Below are 16,153 nucleotides of genomic sequence, written 5' to 3' on the forward strand. Positions count from 1 at the left end.
GCACACGGGTGCGGCGCCGCGCCCGCCGCTGCGTACACTGAGCGACGGTCGAGCACACGGCCGCACCCCCATCCGGAAGGATTCCGCGATGCCCGCTGTCGCGCCGGCCACCCTGGCCCAGACCCTCGTCGACCACGCCGAGACGGTGCGTTCCGCCTGGCTCGACGCCGCCGTCCACGAGCTGCGCGGACGCACCACCCGCGGCGAGCTCGAGCGCGAGCAGTCCGACATCTACGACGCCCTCGTCGACGGCCTGCGGGCCGGCGGCATCCAGGCGGAGGCCGAGGCCTTCGACCAGCTGCGCGGCATCCTCGCCGACGTCTCCGCCGCGCGGGCCCGGCTCGGCTTCTCGCCGCGCGAGACCGCCGTGGGCGTGTTCGCGCTGAAGGAGGGGCTCTACGCCCTGGGTGACACGCCCGGCGTGCCGACCGAGGTGGTGCCGCTCCTGCGCCTGGTGGACGAGCTGGGGCTTTTCACCTTCGAGACGTTCGCCGCCGCCCGTGAGGGCATCATCGCCGAGCAGGCCGAGCAGCTCCTCGAGCTGTCGACGCCCGTCGTCAAGCTCTGGGAGGGCATCGTGGCCGTCCCCCTCGTCGGGACGCTCGACTCGGCCCGCACCCAGGTCGTCATGGAGAAGCTGCTCAACACCCTCGTCGAGACGGGCAGCACGCAGGCCATCATCGACATCACCGGTGTGCCGGCGGTGGACACGCAGGTCGCCCAGCACCTGCTGAAGACGGTCGTCGCGGCGCGCCTCATGGGCGCCGAGTGCACGATCAGCGGCATCCGCCCCCAGATCGCCCAGACCATCGTCGCCCTCGGGATCGAGTTCGGCGACATCCGCACGCGCGCGACGCTCGCGGACGCCCTGGTCGACGCGCTGCGGGAGGGTCGCCGCTCGCCCACCGAGGTGACCGCGTGAGCGACGCCGTCCCCATCCTGAAGATCGGTTCGACGCTGCTCGTGTCGATCCAGATCGACCTCCAGGACGACACCGCGCTCCAGCTCCAGGAGGACCTGGCCGAGCGGATCACGCGCACCGGCGCGCGTGGCGTCGTCATCGACATCTCGGGCCTGGAGATCGTCGACAGCTTCATCGGGCGGATGCTCGCGTCCGTCGCCGCGATCTCCGGCGTCCTCGACGCCCAGACCGTGGTCGTGGGCATGCGGCCCGCCGTGGCGATCACCATGGTCGAGCTGGGCCTCTCGCTCGGAGGGGTGCGGACCGCGCTCGACGTGGAGCGGGGCCTCGCGATGCTCGCCCCGGCGCAGGAGTCGGCCGAGAGCATCCTGCTCGCGGCCGCCGAGCGCGAGGCGAGATGACGACGGCGCCTCCGGCCACGTCGACGGAACGTCTCCAGGTCCAGGCCGACTCGGACGTCGTCCGCGTCCGTCAGCTCGTCCGGACGGTCGCCCAGCAGGCGCGGCTCTCCCTCGTGGACCAGACCAAGCTGGTGACGGCCGCGAGCGAGCTGGCCCGCAACACCCTGGTCTACGGCGGCGGCGGCGAGGTCGAGGTCGAGCTCGTGTCCGACGGCAGGCGCTCCGGCGTGCGCGCCGTCTTCTCCGACCATGGCCCCGGGATCGCGGACCTCGACCTCGCCCTCACGGACGGGTGGACCAGCGGCGGCGGGCTCGGCCTCGGCCTGTCCGGCTCGCGACGCCTCGTGGAGCAGTTCTCGATCGACACCGCACCGGGCGCAGGGACCCGGGTCGAGATCGCGACCTGGTCGCGATGACCTCCTCGTCGGGCCCGCCCGCGCCCGACGCCGCGGTCGCTCTCGACGCCGGCGTCTGGCACACCGTCGACCACCCGTCCGCGGTCGGTGCGGTGCGCCGGGCCGCGACGACGGCGGCCGCGAGCCTCGGGCTGGGCGAGGTGCGCTCTGCCGAGGCGGGCCTGGTGGTGTCCGAGCTGGCGTCCAACCAGTCCCGGCACGCCCGCTCCGGCTCCGTGCTGCTGCGCGTCCGCCGCTGGGACGGGCACGCCGCGCTCGAGATCCTCGCCGTCGACTCCGGTCCCGGCATGCGCGACCTCACCGCCGCGATGCGCGACGGCGTGTCCTCGCGGGGCACGCTCGGCATCGGGCTCGGCACCCTGCCGCGCCTCACGTCGACGTGGGACGCCTGGTCCGCGCCCGGGCAGGGCACGGTGGTGGCCGCCACCCTGGCGTCGCCGGGCGCCGAACCGGACCCCCGCGCCGGGGCCGGGCTGACACGACCCATGACGGGGCAGGTCGTCTGCGGGGACGCGTTCGCCCTGCGGGAGGACGACGGCACGACGACGGTCCTCGTCGCCGACGGCCTCGGCCACGGCCCCCTGGCCGCCGCGGCGTCCCGGGCGGCCGTCCGCGCGTTCCTCGACGCGCCGCCCGCCGCCCCCGCCGTGCTGCTCGAACGGGTGCACGGCGCGCTCGGCGGCACCCGCGGCGCCGCCGTCTCCGTCTCCCGCGCGGAGCAGGGGACGCTGCGGCACGTCGGGCTCGGCAACATCGCCGGCACCGTCCAGGGCAGCGGCAAGACCCGCAGCCTCATGAGCCAGCCCGGCATCGCCGGCACGCACGCCCGCGCCGTCCGCGAGGTCACCGTGCCGCTCGACGCCGGCGACCTGCTGGTCCTGCACTCCGACGGCCTGACGGACCGCGGGAGCGTCCGCGACTACCCCGGTCTCGCCGCACGCCACCCCCTGGTCGTCGCCGGCGTGCTGATGCGTGACCTCGCCGTGCGGCGGGACGACGCGTGCGTCGTCGTCCTCCCGGTAGGAGGAACCTCATGAGCGCACCCGGAACCTCGCTCCTGACCACCCGGCTCGAGGGCGACACCGACCTGCTCGCCGTACGGCGCGCCGGCCGGGAGATCGCGCGCGGGCTCGGGCTGGACGTCCACACCCAGGTCCGGTTCGCGACGGCGCTCTCCGAGGTCGGTCGTGCCGCCGTCGCCCTCGGGCCGGCGGACGTCGTCATCCGCCTCGAACGAGGCCCCCGGCCCGTCCTGTTCGCCGACCTGACCTCGGCCGCCGCCCTGCCCGCGACGGGCAGCGCGGCGGACGGCGGCGTCCCGGCGGCACGACGACTCGTCGACGAGGTCGTCCTCGACGCCGACGGGCGCCACGCCGGCCTCGTCGTCGAGCTCCCCCTCACGGCCCGCACCGACGCCGCGACCACCGAGACGCTGCGCCGCCGCATCACGGCCGGCTACGGCGCCGACGCGCTCGACGAGCTGCGGGTGCAGAACGCGGAGCTCCTGCGCACGCACGACGAGCTGATGGCCCAGCAGGAGGACCTGCGCCGGCTCAACGCGGAGCTGGAGGAGACCAACCGCGGCGTGCTCGCGATGTACCACCAGCTCTCCGCGGAGCTGGAGGAGACCAACACCGGGGTCGTCGCCCTGTACGCCGAGCTCGACGAACGCAGCCGCGAGCTGGCGGCCGCGAACGAGGCGAAGTCCCGCTTCCTGCGCAACGTCAGCCACGAGCTGCGGAGCCCGGTGAACTCCATCATCGGGCTGTCCTCCCTGCTGCAGGCCTCGACGCTGTCCCGGGACCAGGCCGAGCAGGTGGAGTTCGTGCGCGACAGCGCCGCCACCCTCCTCGCCCTGGTCGACGAGCTGCTCGACCTTGCACGGGCGGAGGCCGGCCACCAGGACGTGGACCCCGCCCCGATCGACGTGCAGGAGCTGCTCGACGAGCTGCGCGGCACCACGCTCCCCCTGGTGCGCGAGGGGGTCGAGCTCGTCGTCGAGGGCACGCCGGGCCTGGCGCTCGTGAGCGACCGGCGCCTCGTGGCCCGCGTGCTGCGGAACCTCCTGACCAACGCCGTGAAGTTCACCGAGCGGGGCGCCGTGCGGCTCGACGCCCGCGCCGAGGGCGACACCGTCCGGTTCGTCGTGGAGGACACCGGCCTCGGGATCGGCCCCGAGCACCTGGAGTCCGTCTTCGAGGAGTTCGTCCAGGTGCCGAACCGCCTCCAGCCCACCGTCCGCGGCACGGGCCTGGGACTGCCGTACGCCCGCCGCACCTCCGAGGCCCTCGGCGGGTCCCTCACCGCGAGCTCCGTGCCCGACCTCGGCAGCACGTTCACCGTCGTCCTGCCCGCCGCGCCGAGCGGCGCACCCGAGCCGCCGCCCGCCCCGCCCGCACGACCCCAGCGCCCCGGCACGGGCACCGGCCTCGGCCACGTGCTCGTCGTCGACGACGACCGCGCCTACGGAGCCTTCGTCGCCGGCCTCCTGCGCGAGGACGCCGAGCGGGTCAGCGTGGCCCACGACGGCGGCCACGCTCTCGCGCTGCTGCGCGACGCCCCCGCCGACGCGGCGGTGGTGGACGTGCGCATGCCGGGCCTCGACGGCGTGACCCTGCTCGCCCGCCTGCGGGCCGAGCACCCGCACCTGGCGGTCGCGCTCATGTCGAGCGGGGCCAGCCCCGAGCAGCCCGGACCCGAGCCCCCGGCCACCTTCCTGCCGAAGGCGACGCTCGACCGGGACGCGCTCGTGCAGGCGCTCCGCGACCAGGTCGGGGAGGCACGATGACGCACGACGACCGCACCGTCCTCGTCGTGGACGACACGCGCGCGCACCGCTACGTCATGGCCGCCTGGCTCCGCGGCGCGGGATTCGGCGTCGTGGAGGCGGGCACCGGCGCCGACGCGCTGGACCTCGTCAGCCCCTCCACCGACGCCGTCGTCCTCGACGTGAACCTGCCCGACCTCACCGGGTCGGAGGTCTGCCGCCGCATCAAGGCGGACGACCGCACGGCCCACGTGCCCGTGCTGCACGTGTCCGCCACGTCCATCGACGCCGCGGCCCGCACCGCCGGCCTCGAAGGGGGCGCCGACGCCTACCTCCCCGAGCCGCTCGACCGTGACGAGTTCCTCGCCACCGTGGGCGCCCTGTGCCGCGCACGCGACGCCCAGCGCGGCGCGGGCCGGACCGCCCGCCGCTTCGAGGCGCTCGCCGACGCGCTCGCCCCCCTGCACCAGGCGCAGACGCAGGACCTGCTGGCCGACCTGGTCGCCCAGGGCGCGTGCACGGTGCTCGGACGCCCCGCGGTCGCGATGGTGGTCGTCGACCCGCAGACCGTCGTCCGCTCGGTGTGCGCGGCACCCGACGCCCCGCTGGTGCGCGGCCGCGGCACCGTCCCGGTCCTGCCGCCCGGCCCGGTCTCGTCGGCCACCTTCGGTCCCGACGAGGTGCCCGAGCACTGGGTCCCCCTCCTCGCGCAGGCGGGGGTGCAGCGCGCCTCCTGGTGGACGGTCTGGCTCCGCGACGCCGAGGGGTCGCTCGTGGGCGGCCTGGCGCTCCAGGTCGACGGCGCCGAGAGCGTCCCGACGACGGAGGAGCGCGAGGTCGCCGAACGCTTCACCGAGGCCATCACCGTCGCCCTCGCCAACCTGCGGACCTTCTCCGAGGAGCACCGCATCGCGATGGCGCTGCAGCGCCGGCTCCTGCCGTCAGGCCTCACGGTGCGCGGCGGGCTGGAGATCGCCGCACGGTACGACGCCTCGGACGCTCGCCTCGACGTCGGCGGCGACTTCTACGACGCGTTCGACCTGCCCGACGGCCGCGTCGCCGTCGTGATCGGGGACGTCCAGGGCCACTCGCTGCGCGCGGCCACCGTCATGGCCGAGGTCCGCCTCACCCTCCGCGCCTACCTGCGCGAGGGGCACGACGCCGCGCGCGCCCTCGACCTGACCAACGGCTCCCTGCAGCTGGACCACCCCGAGCTCGCGACGGTCTGCGTCTGCCTCATCGACCCCGCCGACGGCTCGGTCGAGATGACGGACGCCGGCCACCTGCCGCCCCTCGTGGTCCGCGCCGACGGGACGGTGGTCGCGCAGAAGTCGCCCGCCCGCCTGCTCGGGCTGACGAGCCCCGACGCGCGACCCGCCCGGCACGACCGGCTCGGCCCCGGCGACCTCCTCGTGCTCGTCACCGACGGGCTCGTCGAGCGCCGCGACCGTGCCCTGCGCGTCGGCATGCGCGAGCTCGTCGACACGGCCGCCACGCTCGCCGCGCTCGACCCCGCCGAGGCGTGCGGCCGCCTGGTGGACGCCTTCGACGACGCCGGACGCGAGGACGACGTGGCCGTGGTCGTCGTGCGCCTCGGCACCCCGTCCCCCACGGCGCCGGGCGCCTGACGCCTGCCGCCTGCCGCCTGACGACACCCCCACCCGTCCGCCGACGCGGGCGGGCTCTAGGATCGAGGGCCATGGCAGCGCTCGACCCGAAGGCGATCCTCGCCGGGCGGCCGCCCGGTCGCCCGCCCGTGGGCGCCATCGTCGTGATCGCGGTGTCGTCCCTGTGCCTCGTCGTCGCGCTCGCCGTGACGGCCTCCGAGGGGCCCACCTTCGTCCAGGGCCTGCTGCTCGCCCTGCTGCCCCTGCCGCTCCTGCTCGCCGGCGTGCTGTCCCTCGACCGGCTGGAGCCCGAGCCGCCCGACGCGCTCGTCCTGTCCTTCCTGTGGGGCGCGGGCGTCGCGGTGCTGCTCGCGATGGTCCTCAACACGGCCGGGCTCACGCTGCTGTGGGCGCCGCTGCTCGGGCCCGAGGAGGGGCTCGTCGTGACGGCGGTGCTCGGCGCGCCGCTCGTCGAGGAGACCCTCAAGGGCCTGGTGCTGGTGGGGATGCTCTGGTTCCGGCGGCACGAGATCGACGGGCCGACCGACGGGATCATCTACGGCTCGATGGTGGGCCTCGGCTTCGCCACGGTCGAGAACATCCACTACTACACCGTCGCCGGACCGGACGCGCTGGCCGCCACGTTCGTCGTCCGCGGCATCGCGACCCCCCTGGTGCACCCGCTGTGCACCTCGCTCACGGGGGTCGGCGTGGCGACGGCCGCGCTCGCCGCCCCCGGCCTGCGGCGGGTGGTCCCGGTCCTGCTCGGCCTGCTCGGCGCGGTCGCGTACCACGCCCTGTGGAACGGTGCCGCGGCGCTCGGCACCGACGCCGTCGTCGGCGCGTACGGCCTGGGCCTCGCCGTCCTGGTCGGTCTCCTCGCCGTGGTGCGCGTCGACCGCGCCCGCACCGTCGCGACGATCGGCCGGTACCTGCCGCCGTACCGCGCGGCGGGCGTCGTCACCGGCGCCGACCTCGCCATGCTCGCGTCCCTGCCCGCACGCAGGGCGGCCCGCGCGCAGGTGCGCGCCGCGGGCGGGCCGGGGCCGGCCCGCGCCCTGCGCGACTACCAGCAGGCGGCGACCGAGCTCGCCATGCTGCACCGCAGGCTCGAACGCGGGCTGATCGACCGGCCCGCGTTCGAGCTCCGCCGTGACCCCCTGCTCGTGCTGATGCACGCCGCGCGGGCCGCCGTCACGCCGTTCTGGCGGCCCGCGGCTCCACCGCCCGCAGGCCCAGCATGATCACGCCGCCCACGGTGAGGTGCTCCAGCTGGAGCAGCACCACCGCGCCGGGGTTCGCCGCCCCCAGCGGCCCCAGCAGCGAGACCAGCAGGACCGCGCCGCTGAGCACCAGCCAGGTCGTGCGGCCTCCGCCCGGGCGCCGCAGCAGGAGCGCCCGGACACCCCACCCGCCGAGCGCCGCCGTGAGGCTCACGGCGATGACCATGGAGACGGTCACCTCCAGGGTGCCCGCACCGGCCCGCACCTGCGGGTCGACGCCGGCGAGCGTCCCGGCGAGGTAGACCACCGCCCCGGTCAGCACGGCACCGACCACCACGGCCCGCGGGCGGTTCCACCACGCGCGGTCGCGCCACGTGCGCCCGGCAGGCCGGCCGCGACCGCCCTGCGCCGTCCGGCCCCTGCTCGTACCGTCGGTCGTTCCCGTCGTCGCGTCCATGTCGTCCCCTCCTCGGCGCCGGCACCCTGCCGACACGACGACGCTCCCGCCCGGACCGCCCGCCGCGCGCCCTGCCGGGGTCGGTCGTCGTCGCGCCGTCGGGCGGGAGCACCCCCGACTTTGGTCGGTGTCGGCCCGGGCGCCGACCGCCGTAGCGTCCCGGTCATGAGCAGCACCGGCACCACCCCGAGCCCGACCCTGGCGCGCCCCGGCCCCATGGCGGCGTACGCCCCGTGCCCGCCGCCCGCTCAGGGGCCGCCTCCCGCGCCGCGCGGCATCCTCGTCGCGGCGTGGGCGCTGGTCGCCGCACTGACGGCCGCCACCACCGCGGCCGTCGCGGGCGCCCCGCCGGTCCGCGGTACCGGGACCCTGACGGTCCTGGTGCCGGCGGGGGTGGACGTCGTCGTGGGTGTCGTGGCGGTCGCGCTGGTCCCTCTGCTCTTCACCCGGCGCAGCGTGGTCGCCGCCTTCGCGCTCGCCGCGCTCGCCGCGGTCTCGGGGGCCGCGACCCCGGCCGCGACGGTCGGCACGCTGCAGGTGGCGCGCTGGTACCCGGTCCGCACGGCGGCCTGGGTGGCGGGCGCGGGGTTCCTGGGGCACGCCGTGCAGGCGCTGTGGCGTCCGGTGAGCCTGCCGCTGGGCTGGTGGCTGCTGTGCGACGCCGCCGTGCACGCGGCGCTCCTCGGCTGGGGCGCGTACGGCCGCGAGCGCGCGCTCGTCCTGTGGTCCTTGCGCGATCGTGCGCGCCGCGCGGAGGCCGAGGCGGAGCAGCACGTCGCCGAGGCGCGGACCGCCGAGCGCACCCGGATCGCCCGCGAGATGCACGACACCCTCGCGCACCGCCTGTCGCTCCTGGCAGCCACGGCGGGCGCCCTGGAGTACCGGCCCGACGCGGACCCGGCGCAGCTCGCGGCCGCCGCCGGCCGGGTGCGTGCCGGCGTGAGCGACGCCCTGGAGGACCTGCGTCAGGTGATCCGCCTGCTGCGCGCCGGCCCGGACGACCTCGGCCCGGTGCCGCGCCTGGACGACGTGCGCCGGCTGGTGGACGACTCCCGGGCCGCCGGGACCTCCGTGGCCTACGAGCGCACGGGCGGGTCGTCCCCCGACGCCGTCCCGCCCGCCGCGGTCGCGACGGCGGTGTTCCGGGTGGTCCAGGAGGGGCTCACGAACGCGCGCCGGCACGCGCCCGGCGCTGCCGTGCGGGTGACGGTCGCGTGCGGGCCGGGCGAGGTCCGGGTCCGGGTGGCGGACGACGGCGCCGCGGCGGGCGCCGCGTCTCCGGCGGGCACCGGCACGGGCACGGGCCTGGTCGGCCTGCGCGAGCGCGCCACGCTGCTGGGCGGCACGCTCGACGCCGGGCCGCACGACGTGCACGACGGAGCGGGCGGCTTCGTGGTCGAGGCGTGGCTACCGTGGGACGTGTGACGACGACGCCGGAGCCCGGCCCCGCGACCCCGCCCGACGCCCCGCACCCCGCGCCCGTCCGGCTCGTCCTGGTGGACGACGACGCGCTGGTGCGGGCGGGCCTGCGGCTCATGCTCGACGGCGCGCACGGGGTGCGGGTCGTGGCGGAGGCGGCGGACGGGGCGGAGGTTCCCGGTGTCCTGGACGCGCACCCCGCCGACGTCGTGCTGATGGACCTGCGCATGCCCGGCGTGGACGGCATCACCGCCACGCGGCGCGTGCGGGCGCGCCCGTCCCCGCCGGCCGTGGTCGTGCTGACGACGTTCGACACGGCGGAGGAGGTCGGCGGGGCGCTGCGTGCGGGCGCCGTGGGCTACCTGCTCAAGGACATGCCGCCGGCCCGCATCGCCGCCGCAGTGCACGCGGCGGCCGCGGGCGAGCCCGTCCTCGCGCCGGACGTGGCGCGTCGGCTCATGGCGGCGGTCGCCGGGTCGGACGGTGCCCGCGACCAGGCTCGGGCCGCGCTGGACGCCCTCACGGCGCGCGAGCGCGACGTCGCCGTCGAGCTCGGCCGCGGGGCGTCGAACGCCGACATCGCCGGCCGCCTCTACCTCAGCGTGCCGACCGTGAAGGCGCACGTGTCGAGCGTGCTCGACAAGCTCGGGCTGGAGAACCGCACCCAGGTCGCGCTGCTGGTGCACGACGCCGGGGAGGCGTGAAGCCCCCCACAGGGAACCCTCCGGCTCGCTGGCGCGCTCGTCAGCCGTCGCGTCCCGTCCCGCTCGTCACCGCGGTCGTCCGCGCAGCCGGGTCGGCCGCGAGCCCGAGGAACTCCGCCACCCGGTCGCTGGCCGGTGCGCGCAGCAGCACGTCGGGGGCGTCGACCTGGAGCAGCCGCCCGGCGTCCATGACCGCGACCCGGTCGGCGACGGTGAACGCCTCGTCGTGGTCGTGCGTGACGAACACGGCGGTGGTGCCGGTGGCCCGCAGGGTGTCGCGGACGTCGACGGCGAGGCGTTCGCGCAACCGCCGGTCGAGGGCGGACAACGGCTCGTCGAGCAGCAGCAGCCGCGGGCGGGGGGCGAGGGAGCGGGCCAGCGCGACCCGCTGCTTCTCCCCGCCGGAGAGGGTCGCGACGGACCGCTGCTGGTAGCCGTCCAGCCCGACCTCCGCGAGGAGCGCGGCGACCCGCTCGGCCCGCTCGGCGCGGGGCACGCCCTGCGTCTCGAGCCCGTAGGCCACGTTGCGCGCCACGTCCCGGTGCGGGAACAGCTGGCCGTCCTGGAAGAGCAGTCCGAAGCCGCGCCGGTGCACGGGCACGCCCGCGAGGTCCACGCCGTCGAACGCGACGGAGCCGCCCGCCAGCGGCTCCAGGCCCGCGACCGCGCGCAGCAGCGACGACTTGCCGCAGCCGCTCGGCCCGAGCAGGGCCACGATCTCGCCGGCGGCGACGTCGAGGGACACCCCGTCGACGGCGACCGCCCCTGGCCGGCGGCGCGTGCCGCCGTACCGGACGACGGCGTCGCGGACGGCGAGCCCGGTCGTCTCGCGGGCCTGCTCCATCAGAACTCCCCTCCCGGCCGGTCGCCCCGCAGGCGCTCGGCCACCATCATGACGGTCGCGGTGAGGACGGCCAGCACCACGGACGCCGCGAGCGCCATCCCGTAGTTCTCGGCCCCGGGCCGGCCGATCAGGCGGAAGATCACGACGGGCAGCGTCGCCGTCTCGGGGCGGGCGAGGAACGACGTCGCGCCGAACTCCCCCAGCGAGACGGCGAACGCGAACCCGATCGCGAGGCCGAGCGAGCGTGCGCCCAGCGGGCCGTCGACGGACCGCAGCACGCGTCCGGGCGCCGCCCCCAGGGTGGCGGCCGCCTCGCGCAGGCGCGGGTCGATGGCGCGCAGCACCGGCAGCATCGTGCGCACGACCAGCGGGATCGCGACGACGGCCTGCGCGATCGGCACGAGCGCGCCGGACGTGCGCAGGTCGACGTCGAGCCCCAGCGGCCGGTCCAGCGTGATGAGGAAGCCGAACCCGACGGTGACCGCGGAGACGCCGAGCGGCAGCATGAACGCGGCGTCGAGCACGCCGACGGCGCGCCGCAGGCCGGCCCGTCGCGGGCGGCGTGACACGACGAGGGCCACGAGCCCGCCCACGACGACGGCGATCGCCGCGGCCCAGGCGGCCGTGCGCAGCGAGTTGCCGAGCGCCTCCCACACCGTGACCGTCAGGGCGTTGCGGCCGCCGGTGGTGCCCAGGGCCGCGTAGTTCGCGAGGCTCCAGGCCCCGTCGCCGGTGCGCAGGGAGCGGGTGACGAGGCCGGCCATCGGGAGCACGAGCAGCCCTGCCACCACGACGAGGGTGACGAGCGCGGGCAGCAGGTCGGCGCCCGCGCGCAGCCGCAGCCGGTGCGCGGAGACGCGGTCGCTGGTGAGGTGCAGCGCGCGTTCCCGGCGCGCCCGGGCGCGGGAGCTGACCAGCAGGGCGCCGGCGACCACGACGAGCTGCAGCACCGACAGCACCGCCGCGGAGCGCAGGTCGAGGAACTGGGTGGTGCGGATCCAGATCTCCGTCTCGATCGTGCCGTACCGCAGCCCGCCGAGGACGAGGACGACGCCGAACGCCGTCGCGCAGAACAGGAACACCACCGCGGCGGCCGATGCGATCGCGGGGCCGAGGGCGGGCAGGGTCACGGTGCGGAAGGCCCGCCAGGGCGTGGCGCCGAGAGCGCGGGCCGCCTGCTCGGCGCGCGGGTCGAGGCGCTCCCACATCCCGCCGACCGTCCGCACGACGACCGCGTAGTTGAAGAAGACGAGCGCCAGGACGATGCCGGCGAAGCTCTCCTCCAGCCCGGCCCACCCGAGCACGCCGCCGGGTGCGAACAGCGCGCGGAACGCGACGCCCACGACCACGCTGGGCAGCACGAACGGGACCGTCACCAGGCCGCGCACGAGCGTGCGCCCCGGGAACCGGCAGCGGTACAGCACGTAGGCGCCGGGCAGGCCGAGCAGCACCGACAGGAGCGTGCCGGTGACGGCCTGCGCCAGCGTCTGACCGACGATGCGCCAGGTGCGCGGCTGCGACAGCACGTCGGCGAAGCCGGACAGGTCGAGCACCCGGCCCGCCGGGGTGTCGGTGAAGAACCCCTGCAGGACGAGCGACACCACCGGCCACGCGAAGAAGACGGCGAGGAACCCCAGCGGCAGGACGACGGCGGCGCCCCACCCGAGCCAGGCGCCCCACCGGCTCGCGCGGACGCCGCGCGTCAGCCGACGACCGTCGCCGTCCACTGCTCGATCCACTCGTCACGGTGCGCGGCGACGTCGGCCGGCGCCACCTCGAACGGCTTGTCGGCCAGGGGCGCGAACCGCTGCCAGTCGGCGGGCAGCGGCACGTCCGGGTCCGCCGGGTACATGTACATCTGGCCGGGGACGTCGGCCTGGAACGTGCCCGTGGTCAGGAAGTCGACCAGCTTCTTCGCGCCCTCCGGGTTCGCCGCGCCCGTGAGCACGCCCGCGTACTCGACCTGGCGGAAGCAGGTGTCGAGCATCGCGCTCGTCGTGGAGGACGTGCCGTCGTCGCTCACGGTGAACGCCGGCGAGGTGGCGTACGACAGCGCGATCGGCCGCGTGCCGCCCTCGCCCGCGCCGGAGAAGTCCACGTAGTACGCGTCCTCCCAGCTCTCCGCGACCTTGACGCCGTTGTCGCGCAGGCCGGCCCAGTAGTCCTGCCAGCCGTCGGTGCCGAAGGCCCCGATCGTCGCGAGCAGGAACGCGAGCCCGGGCGACGACGTCGCGGGGTTGGTGACGACCGTGAGGTCCCGGTACTCCGGCTCCGTGAGGTCCTCGAGCGTGGCGGGCGGCGTGACGTCGTGGTCCTTGAACCAGCCGTCGTCGAGGTTCAGGCACACGTCGCCGACGTCCACGGGGGTGAGCGTGCCTGCGAGGTCGTCCGGGGCGTAGGCGGCCACCTGCGGGTCGAGGTCGGTCGGCTGGTACCGCTCGAAGACCCCGGCGTCGACGGCGCGCGTCGCGTACGTGTTGTCCACGCCGAAGACGGCGTCGCCCAGCGGAGCGTCCTTGGTGAGCACGAGCTGGTTGACGAGGGTGCCCGCGTCTCCGGGCGCGACCTGCTTGACGGTGAGGCCGGACTTCTTCTCGAACGCGGCCAGGACGTCGTCCGACACGGCGAACGAGTCGTGCGTCACGAGCGTCACCGTGCCGGGGTCGCCCGCCGCGTCGCCGCCGCTGCTGCCGGTGCCGGTGGCCCCGTCGGCGCCGCAGGCCGCGAGCAGCGGCAGCAGCGCGAGCGCGGCGAGGGCCGCGGTCGTCCGCGTGGTCCTGTGGGTCATGCTGTCCTCCTCAGCGTGCGAGAAGGGGGTCCTGCGGGCGTCCGGCACCGTCGTGGTGCGGCCTCCCGCAGGGAACGAGATTCCCGACTTCCTCCACCGGTGCTAACCGGATCAGGTTCGAGGGTCTGCGGCGTTCCGCACTCTCAGCGCCGGTGGCGCTCCCCTGTCGTATCAGCACGAGCCTACACACCGGTGCCGCGCTACCGTGGTCCTGTCCGCGCCCCAGGGTGTGACATGCCTGACGTGCCACGACGCCCTCGCCGGGCCGTGGACGCCGCACGACCACCCTCCGGCCATGCCGGGGACGACCGAGGGAGAGCACGTGAAGGACACCGAGCAGCCGCTGGGCGTGAAGGTCGGCACGGTGGTGCTGACGATCGGCGCCGGATGGGTCGCGCAGAAGCTGATCGGGGTGGTCTGGGAGCGGACGACGGGCAGCGTCGCTCCCACGAACATCGACGACGACGAGATCTCCGTGATCCAGGCCGTCACGTTCGCCGCCGTCTCAGGTGGCGTCGCGGTGCTGGCGAAGCGGCTCGCGCGCAAGGGCGCGGTCCGCGCGGCCGCCCGCTTCGGTCGCTGACGCCGCGCTCAGCGGCTCGCGCGCGGCCGCCGGCGGGCGAGCTGCGCGTCGTGGCCGTGGGGCCGCTCCACCGGTCGCACTGCGGCGAGGGCGTGGCTCAGCCGGTCCGCCGCGTCCTGGGCGGGCGGGGCGGACCGGAGCACCTCGGCGGCGGTGAGCGCGGAGTCGCGGTCGCTGACGGGCCGCGTGAGCTCCTTCATCACCTGCTCCCCCGCCGACTGGGCGGAGACGCCCACCTGGGCACCGACGTCCCCGAGCACCTCGGTGGCCACCGACTCGTCGACGCCGCAGACCGCCATGATCGCGCCCTTGGCCTGCTCGGAGGCCGCGGCGGCGACGAAGGCGCGCGAGACGGCGCGGTGCGCCTCGCGCTCGAGCGCGTCCCGCACCACGGGGCTGGTGTCGATGACGTACCCGACCAGCTGCGACGACGCGCCGTCGGGCCCGTGCCGCGCCTGCCCGGTGACGACGACCGAGTGGGTGCGCCCGTGGTCGTCGACCACGCGGTGGCCGCCTGCAAAGGGCCGGCCGGTGCCGAGCGCCACCGCCGCCGTGCGGGACAGCCGCTCACGGTCGTCGGGGTGCAGGTGCGCGCGGAGCACCTCGGGCCCGGGCTCGATCCTGCCGGGCTCCCGCCCGAAGATGCGGTAGACCTCGTCCGACCACCACCACGCCCCCGTGGCGACCTCGACGCGGTACTGGCCCACGAGCAGCTGGCTGCCCGCGCCGAGCAGCTCCGCGAGGGCGACGAGCTCGCGGCGCGGGGGATCGTGCGGCGTGCTGGGCAACGACATGGCTCACCTCCCAGTGCCGTGCAGCTGGGTCCGGCGCGCAGTTCTCCTGGCCTCACCACGGTACCGGGACGGGGCGACGGCGCCACCGCACGCGACGACGCCCCTGCGGCCGGCGCCCCCGGAGGTCGGGGCGGCGGCCGCAGGGGCGCGGGTCGGCAGGACGTCAGACGGCGGGCGTGGGGGCGGCTGCCTGCGTGACGGTCACGTCGCCCTCCGCGGCCTCCTCGGCCAGCGCCTTGCGGTGCTGACGGAACGAGTACACGACGGCCGCGGCCCAGCCGGCGGCGATGATCCCCAGGACCAGCGAGCGCACGCCGGCGTCCACCGGGAAGGAGTCGAGGCTCAGCAGGGTGCGCACGTTGGTGAGCACGATGATGCCGCCGACCGCGGAGCCGAGGACGCGCGGCGGCACGAGCCGGACGAGCCACGCGGCGATCGGGGCCGCGATGAGGCCGCCGACCAGCAGCGCGAGCGCCCAGGACGGGTCGATCCCCGCCGTGCCGAGGCCGAACAGGAAGCCGAGGCTCGCGGCGACGGCCACGAAGAACTCGCTGGTGTCGATCGAGCCGATGACCTTGCGCGGCTCCATCCGGCCGCTGGCGAGGATGGCGGGCGTGCCGACCGGGCCCCAGCCGCCGCCGCCCGTGGCGTCCATGAAGCCGGCCACGAGGCCCAGCGGGGTGAGGAACCGCTTGCGCAGCGGCTGGCCGAGGCGGTCCGTGCGCAGGCCGCGCAGCGTGAACCGCAGCAGCACGTACAGGCCGAGCCCGAGCAGCAGGAGGGACATCAGCGGCTTGGCGATCTCGGTCGAGAGCCAGGAGAGGAAGGTCGCGCCCGCGAAGGCGCCGACCGCACCCGGGATGCCGATCTTCAGGACGACCTTCCAGTCCACGTTGCCGAAGCGCCAGTGGGAGGCGCCGGACGCGAGCGTCGTGCCGACCTCCGCGAGGTGGACGGTCGCGGACGCAGCCGCCGGGTTGGTGCCGATGGCGAGCAGCAGCGTCGTCGAGGTCACGCCGTAGGCCATGCCCAGGCTGCCGTCGACGAGCTGTGCGCCGAGGCCCACGAGAGCGAGCAGGACGAGAGTCCGCACGGGTGTTCCCTCCGTCGAGGCGGCAGTGGTTCTGCCGCGACAGACAGAACTTACCCGATCGGTCCTATCGGATTCAACGGTATCGGTGGACGAGTTGCAGACGGACGCGCCCTCGACCGCGGCGGCGGTCGAGGG

At 76.0% G+C, this 16,153-nt stretch carries 16 protein-coding genes and 1 riboswitch; of the genes, 10 read left to right on the forward strand and 6 right to left on the reverse strand.

Annotated features, from left to right (window positions below; genetic code table 11):
- The first annotated feature begins 88 nt into the window (after positions 1 to 88).
- The 7 genes from ACFT55_RS12100 to ACFT55_RS12130 all read left to right on the forward strand — a co-directional run bounded on the left by ACFT55_RS12100 (position 89) and on the right by ACFT55_RS12130 (position 7,357).
- Positions 89 to 922: an STAS domain-containing protein gene (locus tag ACFT55_RS12100; protein ID WP_380244083.1), complete on the forward strand. Its 834-nt coding sequence runs from the start codon at positions 89 to 91 to the stop codon at positions 920 to 922.
- Positions 919 to 1,323, forward strand: a complete 405-nt coding sequence (locus ACFT55_RS12105; RefSeq protein ID WP_380244084.1) for an STAS domain-containing protein — start codon at positions 919 to 921, stop codon at positions 1,321 to 1,323. The genes ACFT55_RS12100 and ACFT55_RS12105 overlap by 4 nt, the downstream gene beginning before the upstream one ends.
- The gene (locus ACFT55_RS12110) at positions 1,320 to 1,739 is read left to right on the forward strand and encodes an anti-sigma regulatory factor (protein ID WP_380244085.1); all 420 of its coding nucleotides are present in this window, start codon (positions 1,320 to 1,322) and stop codon (positions 1,737 to 1,739) included. Before ACFT55_RS12105 ends, ACFT55_RS12110 begins: the two co-directional genes overlap by 4 nt.
- Positions 1,736 to 2,776 carry an ATP-binding protein gene (locus ACFT55_RS12115; RefSeq protein WP_380244086.1) on the forward strand — a complete coding sequence of 347 codons (1,041 nt, stop codon included), beginning with the start codon at positions 1,736 to 1,738 and terminating at the stop codon, positions 2,774 to 2,776. Before ACFT55_RS12110 ends, ACFT55_RS12115 begins: the two co-directional genes overlap by 4 nt.
- Positions 2,773 to 4,527 (forward strand): ATP-binding protein, encoded by a 1,755-nt coding sequence (locus ACFT55_RS12120; RefSeq protein WP_380244087.1) that lies wholly within the window; start codon positions 2,773 to 2,775, stop codon positions 4,525 to 4,527. Before ACFT55_RS12115 ends, ACFT55_RS12120 begins: the two co-directional genes overlap by 4 nt.
- Positions 4,524 to 6,134 (forward strand): SpoIIE family protein phosphatase, encoded by a 1,611-nt coding sequence (locus tag ACFT55_RS12125; RefSeq protein ID WP_380244088.1) that lies wholly within the window; start codon positions 4,524 to 4,526, stop codon positions 6,132 to 6,134. Before ACFT55_RS12120 ends, ACFT55_RS12125 begins: the two co-directional genes overlap by 4 nt.
- A 71-nt stretch (positions 6,135 to 6,205) precedes the next feature.
- On the forward strand, positions 6,206 to 7,357 hold the full coding sequence (locus ACFT55_RS12130; protein WP_380244089.1) for a PrsW family intramembrane metalloprotease: 1,152 nt from the start codon (positions 6,206 to 6,208) through the stop codon (positions 7,355 to 7,357).
- Here ACFT55_RS12130 and ACFT55_RS12135 read toward each other — a convergent pair.
- Complete coding sequence (locus ACFT55_RS12135) at positions 7,308 to 7,793, reverse strand: DUF6069 family protein (RefSeq protein WP_380244090.1); 486 nt, start codon at positions 7,791 to 7,793, stop codon at positions 7,308 to 7,310. The two genes, ACFT55_RS12130 and ACFT55_RS12135, sit on opposite strands and share 50 nt — an antisense overlap.
- A 165-nt stretch (positions 7,794 to 7,958) precedes the next feature.
- Between ACFT55_RS12135 and ACFT55_RS12140 the strand changes: the two genes are divergently transcribed.
- Entirely contained in the window at positions 7,959 to 9,218 is a 1,260-nt protein-coding gene (locus tag ACFT55_RS12140; protein ID WP_380244091.1) for a sensor histidine kinase, read from the forward strand.
- Entirely contained in the window at positions 9,215 to 9,916 is a 702-nt protein-coding gene (locus ACFT55_RS12145) for a response regulator (protein ID WP_380244092.1), read from the forward strand. The genes ACFT55_RS12140 and ACFT55_RS12145 overlap by 4 nt, the downstream gene beginning before the upstream one ends.
- Positions 9,917 to 9,956: 40 nt before the next feature.
- On the opposite strand, the gene ACFT55_RS12150 is transcribed toward ACFT55_RS12145, so the two are convergent.
- Genes ACFT55_RS12150 through ACFT55_RS12160 form a run of 3 tightly spaced genes read right to left on the reverse strand, consistent with a single transcriptional unit; the run spans position 9,957 to position 13,548 of the window.
- Positions 9,957 to 10,760 carry an ABC transporter ATP-binding protein gene (locus ACFT55_RS12150; protein WP_380244093.1) on the reverse strand — a complete coding sequence of 268 codons (804 nt, stop codon included), beginning with the start codon at positions 10,758 to 10,760 and terminating at the stop codon, positions 9,957 to 9,959.
- Complete coding sequence (locus ACFT55_RS12155) at positions 10,760 to 12,487, reverse strand: ABC transporter permease (protein ID WP_380244094.1); 1,728 nt, start codon at positions 12,485 to 12,487, stop codon at positions 10,760 to 10,762. Before ACFT55_RS12155 ends, ACFT55_RS12150 begins: the two co-directional genes overlap by 1 nt.
- Positions 12,463 to 13,548 carry a thiamine ABC transporter substrate binding subunit gene (locus tag ACFT55_RS12160; RefSeq protein ID WP_380244095.1) on the reverse strand — a complete coding sequence of 362 codons (1,086 nt, stop codon included), beginning with the start codon at positions 13,546 to 13,548 and terminating at the stop codon, positions 12,463 to 12,465. The genes ACFT55_RS12155 and ACFT55_RS12160 overlap by 25 nt, the downstream gene beginning before the upstream one ends.
- A gap of 71 nt (positions 13,549 to 13,619) precedes the next feature.
- Positions 13,620 to 13,723, reverse strand: a riboswitch (TPP riboswitch).
- Between the two features lie 120 nt (positions 13,724 to 13,843).
- Between ACFT55_RS12160 and ACFT55_RS12165 the strand changes: the two genes are divergently transcribed.
- Positions 13,844 to 14,131, forward strand: a complete 288-nt coding sequence (locus tag ACFT55_RS12165; protein WP_380244096.1) for a DUF4235 domain-containing protein — start codon at positions 13,844 to 13,846, stop codon at positions 14,129 to 14,131.
- An 8-nt stretch (positions 14,132 to 14,139) separates the two neighbouring features.
- Here the strand turns inward: ACFT55_RS12165 and ACFT55_RS12170 are convergent, their stop codons facing one another.
- On the reverse strand, positions 14,140 to 14,925 hold the full coding sequence (locus ACFT55_RS12170; RefSeq protein ID WP_380244097.1) for a PAS domain-containing protein: 786 nt from the start codon (positions 14,923 to 14,925) through the stop codon (positions 14,140 to 14,142).
- 163 nt (positions 14,926 to 15,088) lie between these two features.
- A complete protein-coding gene (locus ACFT55_RS12175) occupies positions 15,089 to 16,018 on the reverse strand; it encodes a sulfite exporter TauE/SafE family protein (protein ID WP_380244098.1) in 930 nt (309 codons plus the stop codon).
- Positions 16,019 to 16,153 lie beyond the last annotated feature (135 nt).

The sequence above is a fragment of the Isoptericola sp. NPDC057191 genome (genome assembly GCF_042670225.1).
In the GTDB taxonomy this organism is placed as follows: Bacteria; Actinomycetota; Actinomycetes; order Actinomycetales; family Cellulomonadaceae; genus Isoptericola.

Excerpts from the sequence above, each read along its gene's own strand:
- ACFT55_RS12140 (WP_380244091.1), top strand. The coding sequence starts at position 7,959 with ATGAGCAGCACCGGCACCACCCCGAGCCCGACCCTGGCGCGCCCCGGC.
- ACFT55_RS12120 (WP_380244087.1), top strand. The coding sequence starts at position 2,773 with ATGAGCGCACCCGGAACCTCGCTCCTGACCACCCGGCTCGAGGGCGAC.
- ACFT55_RS12125 (WP_380244088.1), top strand. The coding sequence starts at position 4,524 with ATGACGCACGACGACCGCACCGTCCTCGTCGTGGACGACACGCGCGCG.
- ACFT55_RS12100 (WP_380244083.1), top strand. The coding sequence starts at position 89 with ATGCCCGCTGTCGCGCCGGCCACCCTGGCCCAGACCCTCGTCGACCAC.
- ACFT55_RS12110 (WP_380244085.1), top strand. The coding sequence starts at position 1,320 with ATGACGACGGCGCCTCCGGCCACGTCGACGGAACGTCTCCAGGTCCAG.
- ACFT55_RS12150 (WP_380244093.1), bottom strand. The coding sequence starts at position 10,760 with ATGGAGCAGGCCCGCGAGACGACCGGGCTCGCCGTCCGCGACGCCGTC.
- ACFT55_RS12115 (WP_380244086.1), top strand. The coding sequence starts at position 1,736 with ATGACCTCCTCGTCGGGCCCGCCCGCGCCCGACGCCGCGGTCGCTCTC.
- ACFT55_RS12160 (WP_380244095.1), bottom strand. The coding sequence starts at position 13,548 with ATGACCCACAGGACCACGCGGACGACCGCGGCCCTCGCCGCGCTCGCG.
- ACFT55_RS12135 (WP_380244090.1), bottom strand. The coding sequence starts at position 7,793 with ATGGACGCGACGACGGGAACGACCGACGGTACGAGCAGGGGCCGGACG.
- ACFT55_RS12165 (WP_380244096.1), top strand. The coding sequence starts at position 13,844 with ATGCCGGGGACGACCGAGGGAGAGCACGTGAAGGACACCGAGCAGCCG.
- ACFT55_RS12130 (WP_380244089.1), top strand. The coding sequence starts at position 6,206 with ATGGCAGCGCTCGACCCGAAGGCGATCCTCGCCGGGCGGCCGCCCGGT.
- ACFT55_RS12170 (WP_380244097.1), bottom strand. The coding sequence starts at position 14,925 with ATGTCGTTGCCCAGCACGCCGCACGATCCCCCGCGCCGCGAGCTCGTC.